The organism is Streptococcus sp. S1 (genome assembly GCF_034137685.1).
Taxonomy (GTDB): Bacteria; Bacillota; Bacilli; order Lactobacillales; family Streptococcaceae; genus Streptococcus; species Streptococcus dentalis.
The window spans coordinates 1,840,971-1,859,432 of sequence record NZ_CP139418.1 but is presented as its reverse complement, the minus strand read 5'-3'; the positions used below and the strand labels follow the sequence as shown (position 1 = coordinate 1,859,432).

The 18,462-nt window shown below is 43.1% G+C and carries 22 protein-coding genes and 1 other annotated feature; of the genes, 18 read left to right on the top strand and 4 right to left on the bottom strand.

Going from position 1 to position 18,462, the window contains the following annotated elements:
- Positions 1–6: 6 nt before the first annotated feature.
- The 4 genes from SM121_RS09090 to SM121_RS09075 all read left to right on the top strand — a co-directional run bounded on the left by SM121_RS09090 (position 7) and on the right by SM121_RS09075 (position 2,736).
- Positions 7–1,101, top strand: coding sequence for a nucleotidyltransferase (locus tag SM121_RS09090; protein WP_320910885.1), 1,095 nt, complete (start codon positions 7–9; stop codon positions 1,099–1,101).
- Between the two features lie 231 nt (positions 1,102–1,332).
- Complete coding sequence (locus SM121_RS09085; protein WP_003014291.1) at positions 1,333–1,587, top strand: type II toxin-antitoxin system Phd/YefM family antitoxin; 255 nt, start codon at positions 1,333–1,335, stop codon at positions 1,585–1,587.
- 3 nt (positions 1,588–1,590) lie between these two features.
- A complete protein-coding gene (locus SM121_RS09080; protein WP_155125464.1) occupies positions 1,591–1,845 on the top strand; it encodes a Txe/YoeB family addiction module toxin in 255 nt (84 codons plus the stop codon).
- 174 nt (positions 1,846–2,019) lie between these two features.
- Positions 2,020–2,736: a YebC/PmpR family DNA-binding transcriptional regulator gene (locus tag SM121_RS09075; protein WP_003005873.1), complete on the top strand. Its 717-nt coding sequence runs from the start codon at positions 2,020–2,022 to the stop codon at positions 2,734–2,736.
- A 52-nt stretch (positions 2,737–2,788) separates the two neighbouring features.
- On the opposite strand, the gene SM121_RS09070 is transcribed toward SM121_RS09075, so the two are convergent.
- From SM121_RS09070 to SM121_RS09055, 4 genes are read right to left on the bottom strand one after another with little or no spacing between them, the layout of a single operon-like run.
- The gene (locus tag SM121_RS09070) at positions 2,789–3,115 is read right to left on the bottom strand and encodes a DUF5960 family protein (protein ID WP_037606622.1); all 327 of its coding nucleotides are present in this window, start codon (positions 3,113–3,115) and stop codon (positions 2,789–2,791) included.
- A complete protein-coding gene (locus SM121_RS09065) occupies positions 3,096–3,467 on the bottom strand; it encodes a hypothetical protein (RefSeq protein WP_155125466.1) in 372 nt (123 codons plus the stop codon). The genes SM121_RS09070 and SM121_RS09065 overlap by 20 nt, the downstream gene beginning before the upstream one ends.
- Positions 3,464–4,876 (bottom strand): Y-family DNA polymerase, encoded by a 1,413-nt coding sequence (locus SM121_RS09060; RefSeq protein ID WP_320910884.1) that lies wholly within the window; start codon positions 4,874–4,876, stop codon positions 3,464–3,466. The genes SM121_RS09065 and SM121_RS09060 overlap by 4 nt, the downstream gene beginning before the upstream one ends.
- Positions 4,877–4,878: 2 nt before the next feature.
- On the bottom strand, positions 4,879–5,556 hold the full coding sequence (locus tag SM121_RS09055) for a helix-turn-helix domain-containing protein (protein WP_004219840.1): 678 nt from the start codon (positions 5,554–5,556) through the stop codon (positions 4,879–4,881).
- 159 nt (positions 5,557–5,715) lie between these two features.
- Between SM121_RS09055 and asnA the strand changes: the two genes are divergently transcribed.
- From asnA to trpB, 14 genes are all read left to right on the top strand, one after another.
- A complete protein-coding gene (asnA, locus tag SM121_RS09050; RefSeq protein ID WP_003005888.1) occupies positions 5,716–6,708 on the top strand; it encodes an aspartate--ammonia ligase in 993 nt (330 codons plus the stop codon).
- Between the two features lie 21 nt (positions 6,709–6,729).
- Entirely contained in the window at positions 6,730–7,344 is a 615-nt protein-coding gene (gene rsmD / locus SM121_RS09045; protein WP_371605830.1) for a 16S rRNA (guanine(966)-N(2))-methyltransferase RsmD, read from the top strand.
- Positions 7,334–7,822, top strand: a complete 489-nt coding sequence (coaD, locus tag SM121_RS09040; RefSeq protein WP_155125470.1) for a pantetheine-phosphate adenylyltransferase — start codon at positions 7,334–7,336, stop codon at positions 7,820–7,822. Before rsmD ends, coaD begins: the two co-directional genes overlap by 11 nt.
- Positions 7,806–8,888: a SepM family pheromone-processing serine protease gene (locus tag SM121_RS09035; protein WP_049517992.1), complete on the top strand. Its 1,083-nt coding sequence runs from the start codon at positions 7,806–7,808 to the stop codon at positions 8,886–8,888. The genes coaD and SM121_RS09035 overlap by 17 nt, the downstream gene beginning before the upstream one ends.
- A gap of 162 nt (positions 8,889–9,050) precedes the next feature.
- Positions 9,051–9,761, top strand: a complete 711-nt coding sequence (ccdA2, locus tag SM121_RS09030; protein ID WP_003012254.1) for a thiol-disulfide oxidoreductase-associated membrane protein CcdA2 — start codon at positions 9,051–9,053, stop codon at positions 9,759–9,761.
- 26 nt (positions 9,762–9,787) lie between these two features.
- Positions 9,788–10,123: a hypothetical protein gene (locus SM121_RS09025; RefSeq protein WP_003012061.1), complete on the top strand. Its 336-nt coding sequence runs from the start codon at positions 9,788–9,790 to the stop codon at positions 10,121–10,123.
- Between the two features lie 59 nt (positions 10,124–10,182).
- Positions 10,183–10,743 (top strand): redoxin family protein, encoded by a 561-nt coding sequence (locus tag SM121_RS09020; protein WP_320911328.1) that lies wholly within the window; start codon positions 10,183–10,185, stop codon positions 10,741–10,743.
- A gap of 11 nt (positions 10,744–10,754) precedes the next feature.
- On the top strand, positions 10,755–11,876 hold the full coding sequence (gene msrB, locus SM121_RS09015; protein ID WP_004219819.1) for a peptide-methionine (R)-S-oxide reductase MsrB: 1,122 nt from the start codon (positions 10,755–10,757) through the stop codon (positions 11,874–11,876).
- Positions 11,877–11,934: 58 nt separating this feature from the next.
- Positions 11,935–12,669, top strand: coding sequence for a response regulator transcription factor (locus tag SM121_RS09010; RefSeq protein ID WP_003011571.1), 735 nt, complete (start codon positions 11,935–11,937; stop codon positions 12,667–12,669).
- The gene (locus tag SM121_RS09005; protein WP_155125478.1) at positions 12,666–14,378 is read left to right on the top strand and encodes a cache domain-containing sensor histidine kinase; all 1,713 of its coding nucleotides are present in this window, start codon (positions 12,666–12,668) and stop codon (positions 14,376–14,378) included. The genes SM121_RS09010 and SM121_RS09005 overlap by 4 nt, the downstream gene beginning before the upstream one ends.
- Before the next feature lie 284 nt (positions 14,379–14,662).
- Positions 14,663–15,238: a YutD family protein gene (locus SM121_RS09000; protein ID WP_045759156.1), complete on the top strand. Its 576-nt coding sequence runs from the start codon at positions 14,663–14,665 to the stop codon at positions 15,236–15,238.
- A 6-nt stretch (positions 15,239–15,244) separates the two neighbouring features.
- Positions 15,245–16,333, top strand: coding sequence for a 23S rRNA (adenine(2503)-C(2))-methyltransferase RlmN (rlmN, locus tag SM121_RS08995; protein WP_003005918.1), 1,089 nt, complete (start codon positions 15,245–15,247; stop codon positions 16,331–16,333).
- Positions 16,320–16,847: a VanZ family protein gene (locus tag SM121_RS08990; RefSeq protein WP_155125480.1), complete on the top strand. Its 528-nt coding sequence runs from the start codon at positions 16,320–16,322 to the stop codon at positions 16,845–16,847. Before rlmN ends, SM121_RS08990 begins: the two co-directional genes overlap by 14 nt.
- 67 nt (positions 16,848–16,914) lie before the next feature.
- Positions 16,915–17,150: a binding site (T-box leader), on the top strand.
- Positions 17,151–17,271: 121 nt separating this feature from the next.
- The gene (gene trpB, locus SM121_RS08985; protein ID WP_155125482.1) at positions 17,272–18,459 is read left to right on the top strand and encodes a tryptophan synthase subunit beta; all 1,188 of its coding nucleotides are present in this window, start codon (positions 17,272–17,274) and stop codon (positions 18,457–18,459) included.
- The last annotated feature ends 3 nt before the right edge of the window (positions 18,460–18,462 follow it).

The window sequence follows — 18,462 nt, the reverse complement described above, 5'->3', positions numbered from 1 at the left end:
GACAGCATGACAGTTACAGGAATTATTGCAGAATTTAATCCCTTTCATAATGGACACAAGTACCTGCTGGAACAGGCAGAGGGGCTGAAGATTGTGGCCATGTCCGGAAATTTTGTTCAACGTGGCGAGCCTGCCATTGTAGACAAGTGGACACGGGCGCAGATGGCTCTGGAAAATGGAGCGGATCTAGTGGTCGAGCTCCCCTTTCTCGTGGCTGTTCAGTCGGCTGATCATTTTGCCAAGGGAGCGTTAGAAATCTTATCCCGTCTGGGAATCGACCAATTGACCTTTGGGACAGAAGCGGTCTTAGATTACCAAGCGATTGCGACTGTTTATTCGGAGAAAGAAGCGGAAATGGAAGCTTTCCTGCGAAGTCTTCCAGAAGATTTATCCTATCCACAAAAGACCCAAAAAATGTGGGAAACCTTTGCTGGAGTGGAGTTCACAGGAGATACTCCCAATCATATCCTGGGATTGGCCTATGCCAAAGCTTGTGCTGGGAAGGGGATTGTGCTCAAGCCTATTCAACGCCAGGGAGCAGGCTACCATTCGGAAGAAAAAGAGGTAGTTTATGCTTCTGCCACTAGTCTACGCTTACACAAGGAAGATCAGGACTTTGTCGCTAGATTCATGCCTAATAGCCAACTCTTTCAGTCGGCTCCACAGGTATCTTGGGAGGATTATGACCAACTGCTCCGTTATCAAATCTTAACCCATCCAGATCTGTCACAGATTTTTCAAGTCAATGAAGAACTGGCCCATCGGATAAAGGATGCGGTTCGAAGTGCTAGCTCTGTGGAAGAGCTGGTGGAGAAAGTCGCAACCAAGCGCTATACCAAGGCACGTGTGCGCCGCATCTTGACCTACATCTTGGTAGGGGCGATGGATCAAGCTCTTCCCGATGCCATTCATGTCTTAGGATTTTCCGCAAAGGGACAAGCTCACCTCAAAGGCTTGAAAAAATCAGTAGAAATCGTGACTCGAATCGGTAAGGAACCTTGGGAAGACTTGACCCAGCAAGCCGATCAGGTGTATCAACTAGGCCATCCCCAATTGCCAGAGCAGATCTGGGGTCGGGTGCCAGTGAGAGTGGAAGAATAAATGGTTTTACCTACCCTCTCTGCCCACATTCACGTAAGGCAAGAAAGTGATGATGTGCGGAAACAGTGTTTATCTACTGTCTAAAAAATCTTTTTAGACAGTAGATTTTTTTACCAAATTTAGAAACTTTTTACGAATAATTAAGTGAAGAGGGAAAAACTTGTACAAGTTCCTGACAAGTTTTTCTTTTTCATGTATAATAAAAGAAAAGAGGTAGAATGAGGTATGGTCATGGAAGCAGTCGTTTATTCAACATTCCGCAATCATTTGAAGGATTATATGAAGAAGGTGAATGATGAGTTTGAGCCTTTGACGGTTGTAAATAAGAATCCAGACGAAGATATTGTGGTCATCTCTAAGAGCGAGTGGGATAGCCTACAGGAAACCCTGAGACTAGCTCAGAACAAGGAATTGTCAGATAAGGTCTTGCGGGGCATGGCAGAAGTCCGAGCTGGTCAGGTTCAACTCCATGAGATTGAGGGGTAACGGATGTTACTCAAGTTTACAGAAGATGCCTGGAAGGATTATTGTTACTGGCAAAGTCAGGACAAAAAGACATTGAAGCGAATCAATAGACTTATCAAAGAGATACAGAGGGATCCATTTGCTGGGATTGGTAAGCCTGAGCCCTTGAAATATGACTTTCAAGGAGCATGGTCAAGACGGATTGATGCAGAGAATCGCCTGATTTATATGCTAGATGAGTCAGGTGTCGCTTTCCTCTCTTTTAAAGATCATTATTAAGTCTTTAAAAGAGGATCTTTTTGATAGTTAGGATAGCTCTTTAAAGTTTCCAGCTCGAAGAAAATTCCTATAAAATCCCCTTTCTAAAAATAGAAAAATCTAGTCTAACTTTGATGATTTGTGATATAATGTTAAAGATTGAAAATAATTTGAAAAAATTTAAGGAGAATCCTCATGGGACGTAAATGGGCCAATATTGTTGCCAAGAAAACTGCCAAAGATGGTGCCAACTCAAAAGTGTATGCCAAATTTGGTGTGGAGATCTATGTAGCTGCTAAAAAGGGTGAACCAGATCCAGAACTAAATACTGCTTTGAGATTCGTTATTGACCGTGCGAAACAAGCGCAAGTGCCAAAACACGTTATTGATAAAGCGATCGATAAGGCAAAAGGAAACACTGACGAAACCTTTACAGAAGGACGTTACGAAGGGTTCGGACCAAATGGTTCGATGTTGATTGTTGATACTTTGACTTCAAACGTTAACCGTACAGCTGCCAATGTCCGTGCTGCTTTTGGTAAAAACGGTGGGAACATGGGAGCGTCCGGTTCTGTATCTTACCTCTTTGACAACAAGGGTGTTATCGTCTTTGCTGGTGATGATGCCGATGCAATCTTTGAACTTTTGCTTGAAGCAGATGTGGATGTAGATGATGTCGAAGCAGAAGAAGGAACGATCACCGTCTACACTGCTCCAACTGATCTTCACAAAGCAATCGTTGCTTTGCGTGAATCAGGTGTCGAAGAATTCCAAGTAACAGAATTGGAAATGATTCCTCAATCAGAAGTTGAGTTGTCAGGTGAAGATTTGGAAACATTTGAAAAACTTTACAGCGTTCTTGAAGATGACGAAGACGTACAAAAAATCTACACAAACGTAGATGGATTCTAATCACTCGTAAGGACTGTAGTGAATCCCATAAATCAAGAAAAAGGATAGCTTCTTAGATCAAGCTATCCTTTTTCTCTGTCTGATGAGGATCTATCTTTTGTAAGTGATGTCCTGTATAAGCGTAAATACGGGTCAGGGGTGATTGGGAGAGTGTGGAAACTTTAAAATAGAAATAATGGTCTCGATGATCCCGACTTTTGGTGTGGTGAAGACGAAAGTAATTTCGCTGGCCTGCTGCCATGGAGTGGAGAATATCATCTTCTAAAAAGACGAGCGGTGTAGAAGTAGCTGCCCACTTGTAAAACTCTATCTCAAATTGGTGGTAATTCTCCGAAAAATAATCAAATTGTAATTCGTGTTTAGTCTGAATAGGTTTCATAGGATGTTTCCTCAGATTCAATAAAAATGATAGAGTCTACGAGGAGACGGTGATAGTGGCCATCGCTTTTGAGAAGAACCTCAGAAGCAGATAAGGTGTGAATCGAAGCTGTGTAGGTTGCAAATTGATTCCCCTCTAGAGTTGTGATCGAAATCGTCGTTTGTTGTTGAAAGGCCTGCTCCAGGAGCTGGATCTGTTCAGCAAGTGGAAGAATTGTGAGCTGACTGCGGTCAATTTCTTTTGTATGCAGGGCAGTTGTGTGCTCGGATAAAAAGAAGCCAGCCCATTTGGCCATGCCACGATCTTGAAATTCGCGGGCGGATTGATAAGGGAGATAAGAACGGTCGATCATGTTAATCCATCTAAGCCTCCTGCGGAATGTCCGCCTGTTAGTTTACTGCGTGCAATGGCGCGTGAGTTTTTTAGTAATGAGGAGCCTTTCTGAAGAGAGGTAAAGCCAAATTGATCCCGAATGCGGTCAATGGTCTGCTGGAGTTTCTCCTCTTTTTCCAAGTCTACTGGGTCATCGAAGAGAGAAAGGAGTTGAAGAGACTCCTCGACAAGTTCTCCATAAAAAACACCAATCTGCCGAATGGCGCCTCCTTCGTACTTGGAGCGAAAGAGCCGCAGAACCGTATCGGATAAAACCTTGGTGGATTGGGTAGGCTCAATCTTTTGCTGGCAGTGAATGGACGGAAGCCCCTCGATTTTGGAGTAGGAGGCATGAATGGAGACCAGTTGGGTCTTCTTTTTTTTCCGTCGCAAGCGAATAGCCACCTGTTCAGCCATCTCCCGAAATACCAGTTCAATGTCGGTTTGTAGATGGTAGTCATAGGGCAAGATTTGAGAGTTACCAATACCTCGTGACTTCGGATGATAAGGCTTGTGGACATTGCTTTCATCAATGCCATGAGCATGGAACCACAGTTGAAGGCCCATGACTCCAAATTCTTTCTTTAAGAGATCGGGGTGAGTTTGAGCCAGTTCGGCAATAGACGTGATCCCGATCTTTTGCAATCGTTTTTCAGTGCGACGTCCAATGCCCCAAAAATCAGTAAGCTGGGGCAGTTTCCAGACCTTACTTTCTACATCTTCATAAGACCAATTGGAGCGCATATTTCGGCAATGCTTAGCTTCATTGTCCAAGGCTAGCTTGGCAAGAAGGGGATTGGCATTGCTGAGGCCGATGGTAGAGTAGATTCCAGTTTCCTGCCAGATCCTTTTTTGGATTCTGGCAGAAAGGAGATCCAGTTTTTCCTTTCGAGAGAGGGAGGGATCTGGAATAAAATAATTTAAGGAAGAAGTCAGATCGATAAAGCCTTCGTCAATCGAGTAAGGAAAAATATCATCTGGTGCCGCAAATTCCTGAAAGACCTTCTGAATTTCCATATTGACCTGAATATAGGCATTCATCCGAGGAGGTACAATCAGGGTCCTCTTGGCCCAGGATTCAATGGATGCAATAAAGGCTGGATCTGTGGGCAATCCTTGCTTTTTAGCGACGTAGCTATTAAATTTTCTGGTTTTGATGTCAAAAGGTAGGTCGTAGCTACGGCTGACATTTTTCTTGCCAAAGACTTGTTTGAAAACGGGAGAGCTCGCCAAAATCAGGCCAGCAGAATTGTCGCTTCGACTCATGACGCAAAGAGAAGTCGTCAAGGGATTGAGCCCTAGACGGACACATTCACAACTGGCATAAAAACTTTTCATATCCACAAAAGCAATATCAGAATGAGGCTCACGTGAATAATCAAATAGCATATTTAAACCTCAAGTGGGAGAAAATGCCCGACCACAATACCGACGATTTTGGGCTCGTCTTCATAGGGAGCAAATAAATCATCATAGTCAGGGTTGATGGATTCTAAGCGCAATCCTTCAGCTTCCCGATAGACTTTCTTGATGTAGGTTTTTCCATTCCAGATGAGGGCGTAGACAGCCCCATCATAGTCAAAGCCAGTCTGCTTCATGAGGGCAACAGAGCCGTTGGGATAGAGAGGTTCCATCGAATCACCTGATACCCAAGAAGCGAAATCGTGCTGGATCTCTTGGTCAAAATAGACGGTTTCATAGTCCGTTTCGTTGTCATAAAAGGTGTGTCCTAAACCGGCTGCTAGCTCAATTGAAAGAACCTTATAAGCTGTTAAGGAAACAACTTTTTGCTGCTGTTCCAATAACTGGCTGGCCAACTGGTCGACTTTCTTTTGATGAGGTGGGGTTAATAAAGGGTAGGTGTAGAGTGCGGAGTCTTTGTTAATAAAGTAGTCCTCTTTAACGGAGAGGCGCTTGGCCAACCTCCTGAGATTTTTTTCGTGTGGCTCCGCTAAGCCATTCTCCCAACTGGAGTAAGTCTTGCGAGAAATCTTGAGATCCTCGTAGACATCTGCTTGGGTCAAGCCTTTTTCCAGGCGTCTTTCTTTTAGTTTTTTTGCATCAAACATGTCAGTTCTCCTATGTAACGTTTTAAAAGTTACATATAGTTTATCAAAAATGAATCCTTTTTGCAAGAGAAAAATTCAGTTGAAAACGAATGAAAAGACTTGATTTTGATTGAAAAAAGAGTATAATCATTTCTAAAATGTCTATAAATGAGGAACTATATGAAAAAAAGTTTTATCCACCAACAAAAAGAAATTTCATTTGTTAAAACGACGTTTACGCAGTATTTAAAAGATAAATTGGACATCATTGAAGTCCAAGGACCGATTTTGAGCAAGGTCGGAGACGGGATGCAGGATAACCTTTCTGGGATTGAACATCCGGTATCTGTAAAGGTCCTTCAAATTCCTGATGAGACTTATGAAGTCGTGCATTCACTTGCAAAATGGAAACGCCATACCTTGGCACGTTTTGGTTTTGGCGAAGGAGAAGGTCTCTTTGTCCATATGAAGGCTCTTCGTCCAGATGAAGATTCGCTAGACGCTATCCACTCTGTTTATGTAGACCAATGGGACTGGGAAAAAGTCATCCCAAATGGTCAACGCAACATCGCCTACCTCAAAGAAACGGTTGAAAAAATCTACAAGGCGATTCGTTTAACAGAACTAGCAGTAGAAGCGCGCTATGATATTGAGTCAGTTCTTCCAAAACAAATTACCTTCGTTCACACAGAAGAGTTGGTGGAACGCTATCCAGATTTAACTCCAAAAGAGCGTGAAAATGCCATTGCCAAAGAATTCGGAGCTGTCTTCTTGATCGGGATTGGTGGAGAGCTTGCAGATGGCAAACCACACGATGGACGTGCACCTGACTACGATGACTGGACAACAGAGTCTGAAAATGGCTACAAGGGCTTGAATGGCGATATCCTCGTCTGGAATGACGTTCTAGGTTCAGCCTTTGAGCTGTCTTCAATGGGAATCCGTGTCGATGAAGATACGCTTCGCCGTCAAGTTGCGATTACAGGGGACGAGGATCGTCTCCAATTAGAGTGGCACAAAGCTTTGTTAAATGGTCTTTTCCCACTTACAATTGGTGGAGGGATCGGACAATCTCGTTTGGCGATGTTCTTGCTTCGTAAGAAACATATCGGTGAAGTCCAAACCAGTGTCTGGCCTCAATCTGTCCGTGATGAATATGAAAATATCCTATAAGGAAAGAAAGAGTCGAGCAGAGTGCTCGGCTCTTTTAATTGTCGCTTGACCATATCAAATTGCAATTTTCTGATTTTTTTTGGTATAATGGTCCCTATGAAAATAGTATCTGGAACCTATGGAGGACGTCCCCTCAAAACACTTGAAGGAAAAACAACCAGGCCGACTTCTGATAAGGTCAGAGGGGCCATGTTCAATATGATTGGTCCTTACTTTGATGGTGGAAGAGTGCTGGATCTCTATGCAGGAAGCGGTGGGCTCTCTATCGAAGCAGTTTCTCGAGGCATGTCAGAGGCCGTTCTAGTGGAAAGAGATCGTAGAGCGCAGGAGATTGTAGCAGCCAATATTGCCATGACCAAGGAAAAGGAACGGTTTCAACTGCTAAAAATGGAGGCCAAGCAGGCCTTAGGGCTTTTAACGGGCACCTTTGATTTGGTGTTCTTAGACCCTCCTTATGCCAAGGAAGAGATTGTTCGCGATATCGAAACCTTGTGCGAGCGACAACTCTTGTCAGAGGAGATCATGATTGTGTGCGAAACTGATAAACACGTAGAACTTCCTGAGGAAATCGGACAAGTGGGAATCTGGAAAGAAAAAATCTATGGAATTAGTAAGGTAACAGTATATGTCAGATAGAACTGGATTGTTTACAGGATCGTTTGATCCGATTACCATTGGGCATGTGCAATTGATCGAGCGAGCTAGTCGCTTGTTTGACTGTGTCTATGTCGGAATTTTTTATAATCCGGAAAAAGTCGGACTCTTTTCCATTGAGCAGCGCGTGCGCATGGTGAAAGGGGCCTTGGCTCATTTGGAAAATGTTGAAATTGTGACGTCGACTCAAGAGTTAGCTGTGACAGTGGCGCGCAATCTTGGGGTCATCACCTTGATCCGGGGCTTGCGCAATGCACAGGATCTAGTATACGAAGCCAATATGGATTATTTTAATCACCAGTTGGCGCCTGAATTGGAGACGGTTTATCTCTATACCCAGCCTCCTTACCAGGCCATTAGTTCAACACGTATTCGAGAGTTGCTGGCTTTTCAGCAGGATATCTCACCTTATGTCCCAAAGAGTGTAATGGAGGAAATCAAAGATGACACAAGCGAATAAACCAAGCTTGACCACTAAAAAGAAAAAGGGACGGTTGAAAGAATACCGATGGCCGATTGCAGGCGTTCTTTTCTTGCTCCTTTTGCTAGCTGCTTTTGTGATTCGCCTTCCCTATTATATTGAGATGCCAGGAACGGCAGAAGATATTCGATCCGTCATGACAGTAGATGGAAAAATGGATACCAAGTCAGGGTCTTATGACTTTGTAACCGTGGCAGTGAAAGAAGCGACTCCGGCTGATTTGATCTATGCTTGGGCGACACCTTTTACAGATATCTACTCTGCAAAGGATATGACAGGTGGTAGTTCGAGCCAAGAATTTACGCGGATTAACCAATTCTATATGGAAACCTCGCAAAATATGGCCATCTACCAAGGATTGAAGACAGCTGGGAAAGAAACCCAGATGGACTTTCTAGGTGTTTATGTCATGCAAGTGGCAGATGATTCGACCTTTAAGGGAATCTTGAACATTGCAGATACCGTCACAGGTGTGAATGGCAAGACCTTTAAGAGTTCCAAAGAATTGATTGACTATGTTGGTTCTCAAAAAATTGGCGATCCCGTTTCAGTGACCTATATTGAGGATGGACAAACCAAGACAGCAGATGGAAAGATCATCAAATTGTCCAACGGGAAAAACGGAATTGGGATTAGCTTGATCGACCGGACTGAAGCCAAAGGCGATGTTCCTGTCCAGTTTGCGACCCAAGGGATTGGTGGACCAAGTGCCGGTATGATGTTTAGCCTAGCCATCTACACCCAAGTGGCTGATCCAGATCTTCGTCAGGGACGCCATATTGCGGGGACAGGAACCATTAACCAAGATGGAACGGTTGGCGATATCGGTGGGATTGACAAGAAAGTCGTTGCAGCCGATAAAGAAGGAGCAGAAATTTTCTTTGCCCCTAATAATCCAGTTTCCAAAGAAGAAAAGAAAGCCAATCCCAAGGCCAAATCAAACTATGAAACAGCGAAAGAAGCCGCGAAACAAATTCATTCGAAGATGAAAATCGTTCCCGTCAAAACCCTTCAAGATGCTATTGATTATTTGAAAAAGAAGTAGAAGTATCTTGTTAGATCAGTCTCGTACTTGAAAGTACGAGGTAGAGTTGGCAGATAGGAAGATTCACCTTCTAATCAAATTCAAGTTTTTGCTTATCAATCTCTCTATTTTTAGAGGGATTTTTTCTTTATACTGGTATCAGAAAGAAAGGGAGGTAGTGAAATGATTCAAAGCAGTTTGTTTTCCATTTCAGTATTCTTAGCGGGAGTTCTATCCTTTTTCTCCCCATGTATTTTGCCACTGATGCCAGTCTATGTAGGGATTCTATTGGATTCTGAACGCGTGAAGACGGTTCGAATTTTTGGAAGAGATATTTCTTGGTATGGTCTGGTGAAGACGCTTTGTTTTATCGCAGGTCTATCAACTGTTTTCCTGATTCTAGGATATGGTGCAGGGGCCCTTGGCCAGGTGCTTTATGCTCCATGGTTTCGCTATCTGCTAGGAGGGATTGTGATCTTATTAGGGATTCACCAAATGGACGTAATCAATCTAAGACAACTCCAAAAGCAAAAGACCATCCAACTCAAAAAGAATCAGGAACGCAATGAATTCTTCAATGCTTTTCTGATAGGGGTCACCTTCAGTTTTGGTTGGACCCCTTGTGTCGGACCAGTTTTGAGCTCTGTTTTAGCCATTGCAGCTTCTGGAGGAGATGGTGCATTGCAAGGTGCTCTCCTGATGCTGGTCTATACATTAGGCTTGGCTCTTCCTTTCTTGCTTTTGGCCTTGGCTTCTAGCTGGGTTCTACAACATTTTGCTAAACTCAAGCCCCATATGGGAACCTTGAAAAAAATTGGTGGTGCCCTCATCATCTTGATGGGCATCTTGCTGATGCTAGGAAATCTTAATAGCCTCGCATCCCTGTTTCACTAATCTTGAATGATTAAAGGAGAAAAATCATGAAAAAAATTCTTGCACTTTCTATTGCTACACTTAGCATCGTCACTTTAGCAGCTTGTTCTGGACAGAAATCAGATTCAGACATGAAAAAAACGGACGATAGTAGTATGATGAAGAAGGACGATATGAAGAAGGATGACATGAAGAAGGATGACATGAAGGATTCGTCCATGTCCGATGATAAAATGAAAAAAGAAGACATGAAAGATTCATCTATGATGTCTGACAGCAGTTCTGAAATGAAGGACGACATGAAAAAAGATGAGATGAAATCTAGCGATTCAGAAATGAAAGATGAAAAGAGTGAATCATCTGATATGAAATCAGACAACTAATGAAAGAAGGGAGAGGTCATCTGAGGATGACTTTCTCCTTATTTAAAGAGGTAATAATGATGAAGAAATTAGCTTTAGTAGCTGCAGGATTCTTGTGTACTGGACTTTTGGGGGCTTGCTCTAATCAAGGAATGGGATCATCCAACAAAAGTGAGACTAAGCAGACATCCACAACGGGACCTTCAGAGCAAGCTGGAAAGAAGGTTCAAGAGTTTAACCTGCAAGGAGTAGACGGTAAGACCTACCGCTTATCCGATTACAAGGGAAAGAAAGTTTACCTCAAATTTTGGGCTTCCTGGTGCTCAATCTGTCTTTCAACATTAGGCGACACAAATGATTTAGCAAAGGCAGAGGAGGGTAAGGATTATGTGGTCTTATCCGTTGTAGCTCCAACCTTTAATGGTGAAAAATCGGAAGCAGATTTCAAAAACTGGTACCAGTCTTTGGATTACAAGGATTTCCCGGTCTTGCTAGATAGTAAAGGGGAACTGCTAAAAGAGTATGGGATTCGTTCATATCCATCGGCGCTCTTTATCAATAGTGATGGGACTTTAGCAAAGAGTCATATTGGCTATATGAATAAAGAGGATATCCTCAAGACCCTAGAGAACATGCAGTAAGGAGATAGACAATGGAAACAAAATGGAAAGTGTTTGCTATCCTTCTCGTTGGCTTACTATTCATTGGTTTCTTTTTCTTTAGTAAGGGATCAAACGGAATGGATCAATCAGAAACAAGCACTGAGATGATTAAAAAAGCATCGATGAGTCAGACTCCAGTAGCCAAAAAGGAAACAAATGAAAAGGTTGATCCAAAGGATCAGCGTGAAATTTATTTGGCTGGTGGTTGCTTCTGGGGCGTAGAGGAATATTTCTCCCGTGTTCCAGGTGTGATTGATGCTGTATCAGGCTATGCCAATGGAAAGGGAGAAACAACCAAGTATGAATTAGTCCCTCAAACAGGCCATGCTGAAACAGTTCATATCACTTACAATGTCAAGCAGGTATCTCTGAAAGAATTGCTCCTGCATTATTTCCGGATTATCGACCCAACGTCGAAGAATCGTCAAGGAAATGATCAAGGAACTCAATACCGAACAGGTGTCTATTATGTCTCCCAAGAAGACCTTCCAACTATTAACCAAGTCTTTGAAGAGGTAGCAAAAAAATACGACAAACCGTTAGCGGTGGAAAAAGAGCCACTGACTAATTTCATCAAGGCTGAGGACTACCACCAGGATTATCTAAAGAAACATCCGAATGGGTACTGCCATATCGATGTCAATCAGGCTTCTTATCCTGTTATTGATGCTAGTCGCTACTCTAAGCCAAGCGATGAGGAAATCAAAAAGAAGTTATCTCCTGAAGAGTATGCGGTGACACAAAAAAATGATACCGAACGGGCCTTCTCCAATCGTTACTGGGATCAGTTTGATGCCGGTATTTATGTAGATGTCGTGACCGGTGAGCCACTCTTTTCCTCTAAGGATAAATTTGATTCTGGTTGTGGTTGGCCAAGTTTCAGTCGTCCTATTAGTCCTGATGTGGCAATCTATAAGGAGGATAAGAGTTTCAATATGACGCGGACAGAAGTTCGGAGCCGTGTGGGAAATTCCCATCTGGGCCATGTTTTTACCGACGGTCCCAAGGAAAAAGGCGGCCTTCGCTATTGCATCAATAGTTTGTCTATTACCTTTATTCCCAAAGCAGAAATGAAAGAAAAGGGCTACGGTTATTTATTGGACTATGTCTGAGACATTTGGAACCACAATTTGCTATAATAAGTATAGCAAAGACAAGTAGGTAAAAGACATGTATGCGATCATGATTGTGGAAGATGAAGAGCTTATCCGGCAGGGTCTGACTTCCTTAGTAGATTATGAACAGTTTGGAATGACTGTCATCAACCAGGCAGAAAATGGCCGTGAGGCTTGGGAAAAGTTTAAAGAGCAACCAGCCGATATCCTTCTAACCGATATCAATATGCCACAAATGAATGGCCTGGATCTGGCCCATCTCGTCAAAGAGCAGTCTCCGTCTTGTCATATCATTTTTTTGACAGGTTATGATGACTTTGAGTTTGCGAGGAAAGCCATCAAGTTAGGTGCAGATGATTATTTGCTGAAGCCTTTTTCAAAAGATGATATTGAAGAGATGTTAGCAAAGGTGAAAGGAAAACTTGATCAAGAGCGTAAGAAAGCGCAAGTCGAAGATTTGGTCAGTCATGGTTATTCGACAGACTTGGAAGAAGCCATTCATGCTCGTTTAGCAGACTCTCAGTTAACTCTAAAGGATCTGGCCAATCAACTTGGTTTCAGTGCCTCTTATTTAAGCGTATTGATCAAGAAAAAATTGGGACTCCCCTTCCAAGACTACCTCATCCAGGAGCGAATGAAGAAGGCTCAACTCTTGCTTCTTACGACAGATCTAAAGATTTATGAGATCGCCGATCAGGTTGGTTTTGAAGATATGAACTATTTTTCTCAACGCTTTAAGCAGGTTGTTGGGGTGACACCAAGGCAGTACAAAAAAGGAGAGCATGAATGAAACGATATCCCTTGCTGATTCAGCTGGTCCTCTACTTTTTTCTCTTCATTCTCTTGCTGTTTGGTCTTATTGGTAGTCTTTACTATCAAACTAGTTCAGGGACGATCCGCCAGCAAACAGAGCGGACGACAAGAAATAGTATCGATCAAAGCAGTCAGTTCATCACCTCCTATCTAAAAAAATTAAAGCAGACTACCACGGTTCTTAGCAAAGAGCAGGCTGTTCGCCAATTTGCACAAGACAAGAGTGCGAATCAAGAAACGGTTCAACACCTGATGCGAACGATGATTGAAACGGATCCGGACCTAGTCTCAGCGGTCTTGGTGACCAAGGATGGACGTCTGGTAGCGACAGATTCCAAAATCAGCATGCAGACTTCCTCAGATATGATGAATGAAAGTTGGTATCAAGAGGCGATTAAGGAAAGAGCCATGCCGGTCTTGACGCCAGCTCGAAAGGAATCCTTGACCTCGGAAAAAGAAAAATGGGTGGTTTCTATTACCCAAGAAGTGGTCGATCAGACTGGCCAAAATCTCGGAGTAGTACGCTTGGATATTGGTTACGATAGTCTTCAGGCTTACTTGGATCACCTTCAACTAGGGAAACAAGGCTTTAGTTTTATCATTAATCAAAAGCATGAGTTTGTCTACCATCCCAAAAAAGCGGTTTATTCTTCCAGTCAAGAAATGCAGGCCATGCAGCCCTATATTGCTGTGAAAGATGGTTATGGCAAAGGAGAGAAGAATTTTATCTATCAGGTTCCGATTCCAGATAGCGATTGGACCTTGATTGGAGTGGCTTCACTTGAAGGACTTCAGATGCTACAGTCGCAGCTCCTATACTCTTTCATTGGCCTAGGATTACTAGCTTTGATCATGTGTTTAATAGGGATTGGCTTTGTTCTGCGTTTGTGGATCAAACCCTTACGAGACCTTCAAACCATCATTTTGAGGATTGGAGCAGGAGATGCCCACTTGAGGGCTGTAGCCAAAGGATCTCCAGAATTGGTGGACCTCGCTCAAGCTTTTAATGCCATGTTGGACCAAATCGATCACCTTATGCAACAGGTCAAGGAAGAGGAACAGAACGCACGGCGGTACGAGTTGCGGGCACTTTCGGCTCAGATTAATCCGCATTTCCTCTACAATACCTTGGATACGATTGTCTGGATGGCGGAGTTTAATGATAGTCGGCGCGTGGTCGACATCACTAAGTCTCTGGCTCAATATTTTCGACTGGCTCTTAACCAAGGCCAGGAACAAATCCTACTGAGAGATGAAATCGACCATGTCCGCCAGTATCTTTTCATTCAAAAACAACGTTATGGTGAAAAGCTCAACTATGAAATTCTAGAAGATGAACGGTTGGGCGACTATCAGCTTCCAAAATTAGTGCTTCAGCCTTTAGTGGAAAATGCGATTTACCATGGCATTAAAGAGATCGATCGGCCAGGTCTCATTCGAGTGACAACTGAAGTCAGTGGAGACTACGCCTGCGTATCGATTTTTGACAATGGACGAGGGTTTGACCGATCAGGATCAACAGACCAAACCCTTCTTCGTTTAGGAGGTGTTGGCTTGAAAAATGTGGACCAACGATTGCATCTTCAATTTGGCGAAGCCTATCATATGGAGATTGATTCTAAGGCAAATAGCTATACCAAAATTACTCTTTTTTTGCCACTTGCATCCGGCAATGAATATTCATAGAGGCTGGGACAAAAGTCCTAGCCTCTCAATTATTTTTGGATTGTCGAGCAAGACGCAGTGGTTGAGTGGGCTCTACTACGCTGATTTCATCAGCTTTTACAGCCCTACTCAACTGTGCGGAGGTGGGACGACGAAATCGAATTCTAACGAGTTACCGATTTCTATCCCACTCTCTTTTTGCTCTCAAAGGAATTTCAACTCTTTTCTAGTCAAATCTGACGCAAGTCATCAAATTTATGATAAAATAAAGTGTTACAGTAAATAGATTTTGATGAAGGAACACTATGCGAAAAGAGATTGACCCTGAATTATATAATTACAATAAATTTCCTGGACCTGTCTTTCATCAGGTAGGAGACCAAATCCGTTCAGAAAACCTCTCCTTTGAGCTCTTGAAAAATGAGAAGGAAGCTTTTGATGCGACTGTTTTTGGTCAGCGATTTTCTGAGATTTTAACCAAGTTTGATTACATTGTTGGTGATTGGAGCAATGAGCAGTTGCGCTTGCGTGGCTTCTATAAGGAAGAGCGCGATGTTGCAACGATGGATAAACTAAGTCGTTTAGACGATTATTTGTTAGAATATTGTAGCTATGGTTGTGCTTATTTTGTCCTTGAAAATAAGGAACCTCATCGTGCTTCTTTTGATAAGAAATCACCGGTCAAAAAAGCTCAATCAGAAGAAAGAGAGCCCAAGAAGCGTTCGCGCAATCGCAAACAAAAAGATCGTTTCCAAAAACGAGAACGCGACAAGGGACAACCAGCCAAAAACTCGAAAAAAACAAGACCGTCTGCTGAGACTAAAAAGACAACGAAGACAGACAACAAACGTCATTTTGTGATTCGACAAAAAGAGGAGTAAGAAAGAATGAAACCATCCATTTATAGTTTAACACGCCAAGATATGATTGATTGGGCGGAAGAAAACGGCGAAAAGAAATTCCGTGCAGCACAAATCTGGGAATGGCTCTATCGCAAACGCGTCCAGTCTTTCGAAGAAATGACCAACCTTTCTAAGGATTTGATTGCAAAGTTAAATGATCAATTTGTCGTCAACCCACTTAAGCAACGGATCGTGCAAGAGTCAGCAGATGGAACGGTCAAGTATCTTTTTGAATTGCCAGACGGCATGTTGATTGAAACCGTCTTGATGCGTCAGCACTATGGATTATCTGTCTGTGTAACGACTCAGGTCGGATGCAATATCGGTTGTACCTTCTGTGCTTCTGGTTTGATCAAAAAACAACGCGATTTGAACAATGGGGAAATCGTGTCTCAAATCATGTTGGTCCAAAAATACTTTGACGAACGTGGCCAAGATGAACGGGTCAGTCATATCGTTGTCATGGGGATCGGAGAACCATTTGACAACTATAACAATGTCTTGAAATTTATCCGGACGGTCAACGATGACAAGGGATTAGCGATTGGTGCTCGTCATATTACCGTGTCAACTTCTGGTTTGGCTCATAAAATTCGTGACTTTGCAAATGAAGGTGTGCAAGTCAATTTGGCAGTGTCTCTTCATGCTCCAAACAATGACTTGCGCTCTAGCATCATGAAGATCAACCGGGCCTTTCCAATTGAAAAATTGTTTGCGGCGATTGAATACTATATTGAGACTACGAACCGTCGGGTGACCTTTGAGTACATCATGCTCAATGAAGTCAATGACGGGGTCGAGCAAGCCTTAGAGTTGGCAGAATTGCTCAAGAATATCAAGAAATTGTCTTATGTTAACTTGATTCCTTACAATCCTGTCAGTGAGCATGACCAATATAGCCGGAGTCCCAAAGAACGGGTCATGGCCTTCTATGATACCTTGAAAAAACAAGGTGTTAACTGTGTAGTGCGTCAAGAGCACGGTACGGATATTGATGCAGCCTGTGGCCAATTGCGTTCAAATACCATGAAACGGGATCGGGAGAAAGCGATTGTTGAACATGCGCAACCTTAAACAAGGGCTGATCGATCATACAGAACTAACAAAAAGAGGAAGAAGGCTGTTACGGAGTGGCAGCTTCTTCTATTTTATCCTTTTGTGTCTGATGTGTTTTTTGCCCCAACAGCCAGAGCCGGGTATGGAAACACCGGGTATTCAACATTTCGGTCGCATCGTCGTCCTGCTGGTTCCTCTTAATTCGGTGATGAATCTTGGTCAGATCACCAGTGTCATCCAACTCATTAAGGTCATTCTCCAAAATATAGCCAATATCTTTTTGTTAAGCCCGCTGGTCTTTCAACTTCTCTGGCTATGGCCCTGGTTGAGGAGTCGCAAACGGGTCTTGTGCTTCGGTTTTGCCATGAGCTTGTGGATTGAATGTAGCCAAGTTCTGTTAGATCTCTTGTTTGATGCCAATCGTGTCTTTGAGCTAGATGATTTGTGGACCAATACCTTAGGCGCTTATCTAGCTTATTTAGGCTTTCAGTATTTCCGAGCACGATTGCTAGCAAAAAATGGTGAAATGTAAAATCCGAACATTTTAGTGTCTTTTTGAAATTTTTGTTGACAAAATCAGAAGCGGGAGCTATAATATCTTCAAGACATCAGAAAAGTAGAGATTTTTCTCACTTCCAGGGAGCTTGTGGTGATTGCGAACAAGCAGTGGTGAATCTTGAAATGGGCTGATGTGTTTATGATGATGAATTTGAAACAATAAAAATTCGGTGAGCACACCTTATCGTGCACCCTGTTGTTAGACAGGTCAGAGATGTAGGAGAAAGAATAGCTTCCTACAATTGAGGTGGCACCGCGGTATCGAATCGTCCTCACACAGATTTTTCTGTGTGAGGTTTTTTGTATCTCAAAGGAACCCAATGAGACTGCAGCTCAAAGGGCCCGCGAGAGAAAAAGATCATAAACAGGATTAAAGATATAGAAAAGAGGACACAATCATGACAGAAACAAAAGGCTATTTCGGACAATTTGGTGGATCTTTCGTACCAGAACCGATTCAAAACTTGCTCAATCAATTAGAGGAAACCTTTGAACAGTATAAAAATGATCCAGAATTTATTGCAGAATACAAACATTATTTGAAAGATTATTCTGGTCGGGAAACACCGCTCTACTTTGCGGAAAGTTTGACAGAACATTTAGGTGGGGCAAAAATTTATTTGAAGCGCGAAGACTTGAATCACCTAGGTTCGCATAAATTGAATAACGTTTTGGGGCAAATCCTCTTGGCCAAACGCATGGGCAAAACGCGTGTGATTGCTGAAACAGGGGCTGGTCAACACGGTGTAGCTACAGCAGCTGCGGCAGCTAAGTTCGGTATGGCCTGTGATGTTTACATGGGAGCAGAAGACGTTGAACGTCAACGTCTCAATGTCTTCCGCATGGAAATGATGGGGGCAACCGTCCATGCGGTTGAAACCGGGACTAAGACCTTGAAAGACGCCGTTGATGCTGCCTTTGGAGCATGGATGGCGGATCTGGATGCCTTTTACGTTTTGGGTTCTGCTGTTGGCCCTCACCCTTACCCAACCATTGTGCATGAATTCCAAAAAGTGATTAGTGAAGAATCTAAACGTCAAATCTTGGAAAAAGAAGGCCGTTTGCCGGATTATGTGATTGCCTGTGTCGGTGGTGGCTCTAATGCCATCGGTGCCTTTTCTGAGTATGTTGCAGAAGAGGAAGTCGGCTTGGTTGGGGTAGAAGCAGCTGGACATGGCTTGGACACCGATCAACACGCAGCGACCATGACCAAAGGGACTATCGGTGTGGTTGATGGGATGAAGACCTATGCAGTCTTTGGCGAAGATGGAAAAGTAGCGCCAGTGTACTCGATCTCTGCTGGTTTGGACTACCCAGGGGTTGGTCCAGAGCATGCTTTCTTTAAAGATTCTGGTCGTGTCAAATATGTAGCAGCGACAGATGATGAAGCAGTAGAAGCTCTTCTTCTTCTCAGTAAGACAGAAGGGATCCTCCCAGCCATTGAAAGCTCACACGCGATTGCAGAAGCGGTCAAACGTGCTCCACAATTGGATAAAGACAAGATCATTATCATCAACGTTTCCGGACGTGGGGATAAAGATGTGGCTGCCATCGCCGATTATCTAGAAGCGAAGGCTGCAAAATAAAAA

What these genes read in the sequence shown, in the direction of transcription:
- SM121_RS09070 (WP_037606622.1), bottom strand. Translation starts at nt 3,115, where the DNA reads ATGAAACCTATTCAGACTAAACACGAATTACAATTTGATTATTTTTCG.
- ccdA2 (WP_003012254.1), top strand. Translation starts at nt 9,051, where the DNA reads ATGATTCAAAGCAGTTTGTTTTCCATTTCAGTATTCTTAGCGGGAGTT.
- msrB (WP_004219819.1), top strand. Translation starts at nt 10,755, where the DNA reads ATGGAAACAAAATGGAAAGTGTTTGCTATCCTTCTCGTTGGCTTACTA.
- SM121_RS09010 (WP_003011571.1), top strand. Translation starts at nt 11,935, where the DNA reads ATGTATGCGATCATGATTGTGGAAGATGAAGAGCTTATCCGGCAGGGT.
- SM121_RS09005 (WP_155125478.1), top strand. Translation starts at nt 12,666, where the DNA reads ATGAAACGATATCCCTTGCTGATTCAGCTGGTCCTCTACTTTTTTCTC.
- SM121_RS09080 (WP_155125464.1), top strand. Translation starts at nt 1,591, where the DNA reads ATGTTACTCAAGTTTACAGAAGATGCCTGGAAGGATTATTGTTACTGG.
- SM121_RS09065 (WP_155125466.1), bottom strand. Translation starts at nt 3,467, where the DNA reads ATGATCGACCGTTCTTATCTCCCTTATCAATCCGCCCGCGAATTTCAA.
- coaD (WP_155125470.1), top strand. Translation starts at nt 7,334, where the DNA reads ATGTCAGATAGAACTGGATTGTTTACAGGATCGTTTGATCCGATTACC.
- SM121_RS09035 (WP_049517992.1), top strand. Translation starts at nt 7,806, where the DNA reads ATGACACAAGCGAATAAACCAAGCTTGACCACTAAAAAGAAAAAGGGA.
- SM121_RS09020 (WP_320911328.1), top strand. Translation starts at nt 10,183, where the DNA reads ATGAAGAAATTAGCTTTAGTAGCTGCAGGATTCTTGTGTACTGGACTT.
- trpB (WP_155125482.1), top strand. Translation starts at nt 17,272, where the DNA reads ATGACAGAAACAAAAGGCTATTTCGGACAATTTGGTGGATCTTTCGTA.
- SM121_RS09075 (WP_003005873.1), top strand. Translation starts at nt 2,020, where the DNA reads ATGGGACGTAAATGGGCCAATATTGTTGCCAAGAAAACTGCCAAAGAT.
- SM121_RS08990 (WP_155125480.1), top strand. Translation starts at nt 16,320, where the DNA reads ATGCGCAACCTTAAACAAGGGCTGATCGATCATACAGAACTAACAAAA.
- SM121_RS09025 (WP_003012061.1), top strand. Translation starts at nt 9,788, where the DNA reads ATGAAAAAAATTCTTGCACTTTCTATTGCTACACTTAGCATCGTCACT.
- SM121_RS09085 (WP_003014291.1), top strand. Translation starts at nt 1,333, where the DNA reads ATGGAAGCAGTCGTTTATTCAACATTCCGCAATCATTTGAAGGATTAT.
- SM121_RS09000 (WP_045759156.1), top strand. Translation starts at nt 14,663, where the DNA reads ATGCGAAAAGAGATTGACCCTGAATTATATAATTACAATAAATTTCCT.
- rlmN (WP_003005918.1), top strand. Translation starts at nt 15,245, where the DNA reads ATGAAACCATCCATTTATAGTTTAACACGCCAAGATATGATTGATTGG.
- SM121_RS09055 (WP_004219840.1), bottom strand. Translation starts at nt 5,556, where the DNA reads ATGTTTGATGCAAAAAAACTAAAAGAAAGACGCCTGGAAAAAGGCTTG.
- SM121_RS09060 (WP_320910884.1), bottom strand. Translation starts at nt 4,876, where the DNA reads ATGCTATTTGATTATTCACGTGAGCCTCATTCTGATATTGCTTTTGTG.
- asnA (WP_003005888.1), top strand. Translation starts at nt 5,716, where the DNA reads ATGAAAAAAAGTTTTATCCACCAACAAAAAGAAATTTCATTTGTTAAA.
- SM121_RS09090 (WP_320910885.1), top strand. Translation starts at nt 7, where the DNA reads ATGACAGTTACAGGAATTATTGCAGAATTTAATCCCTTTCATAATGGA.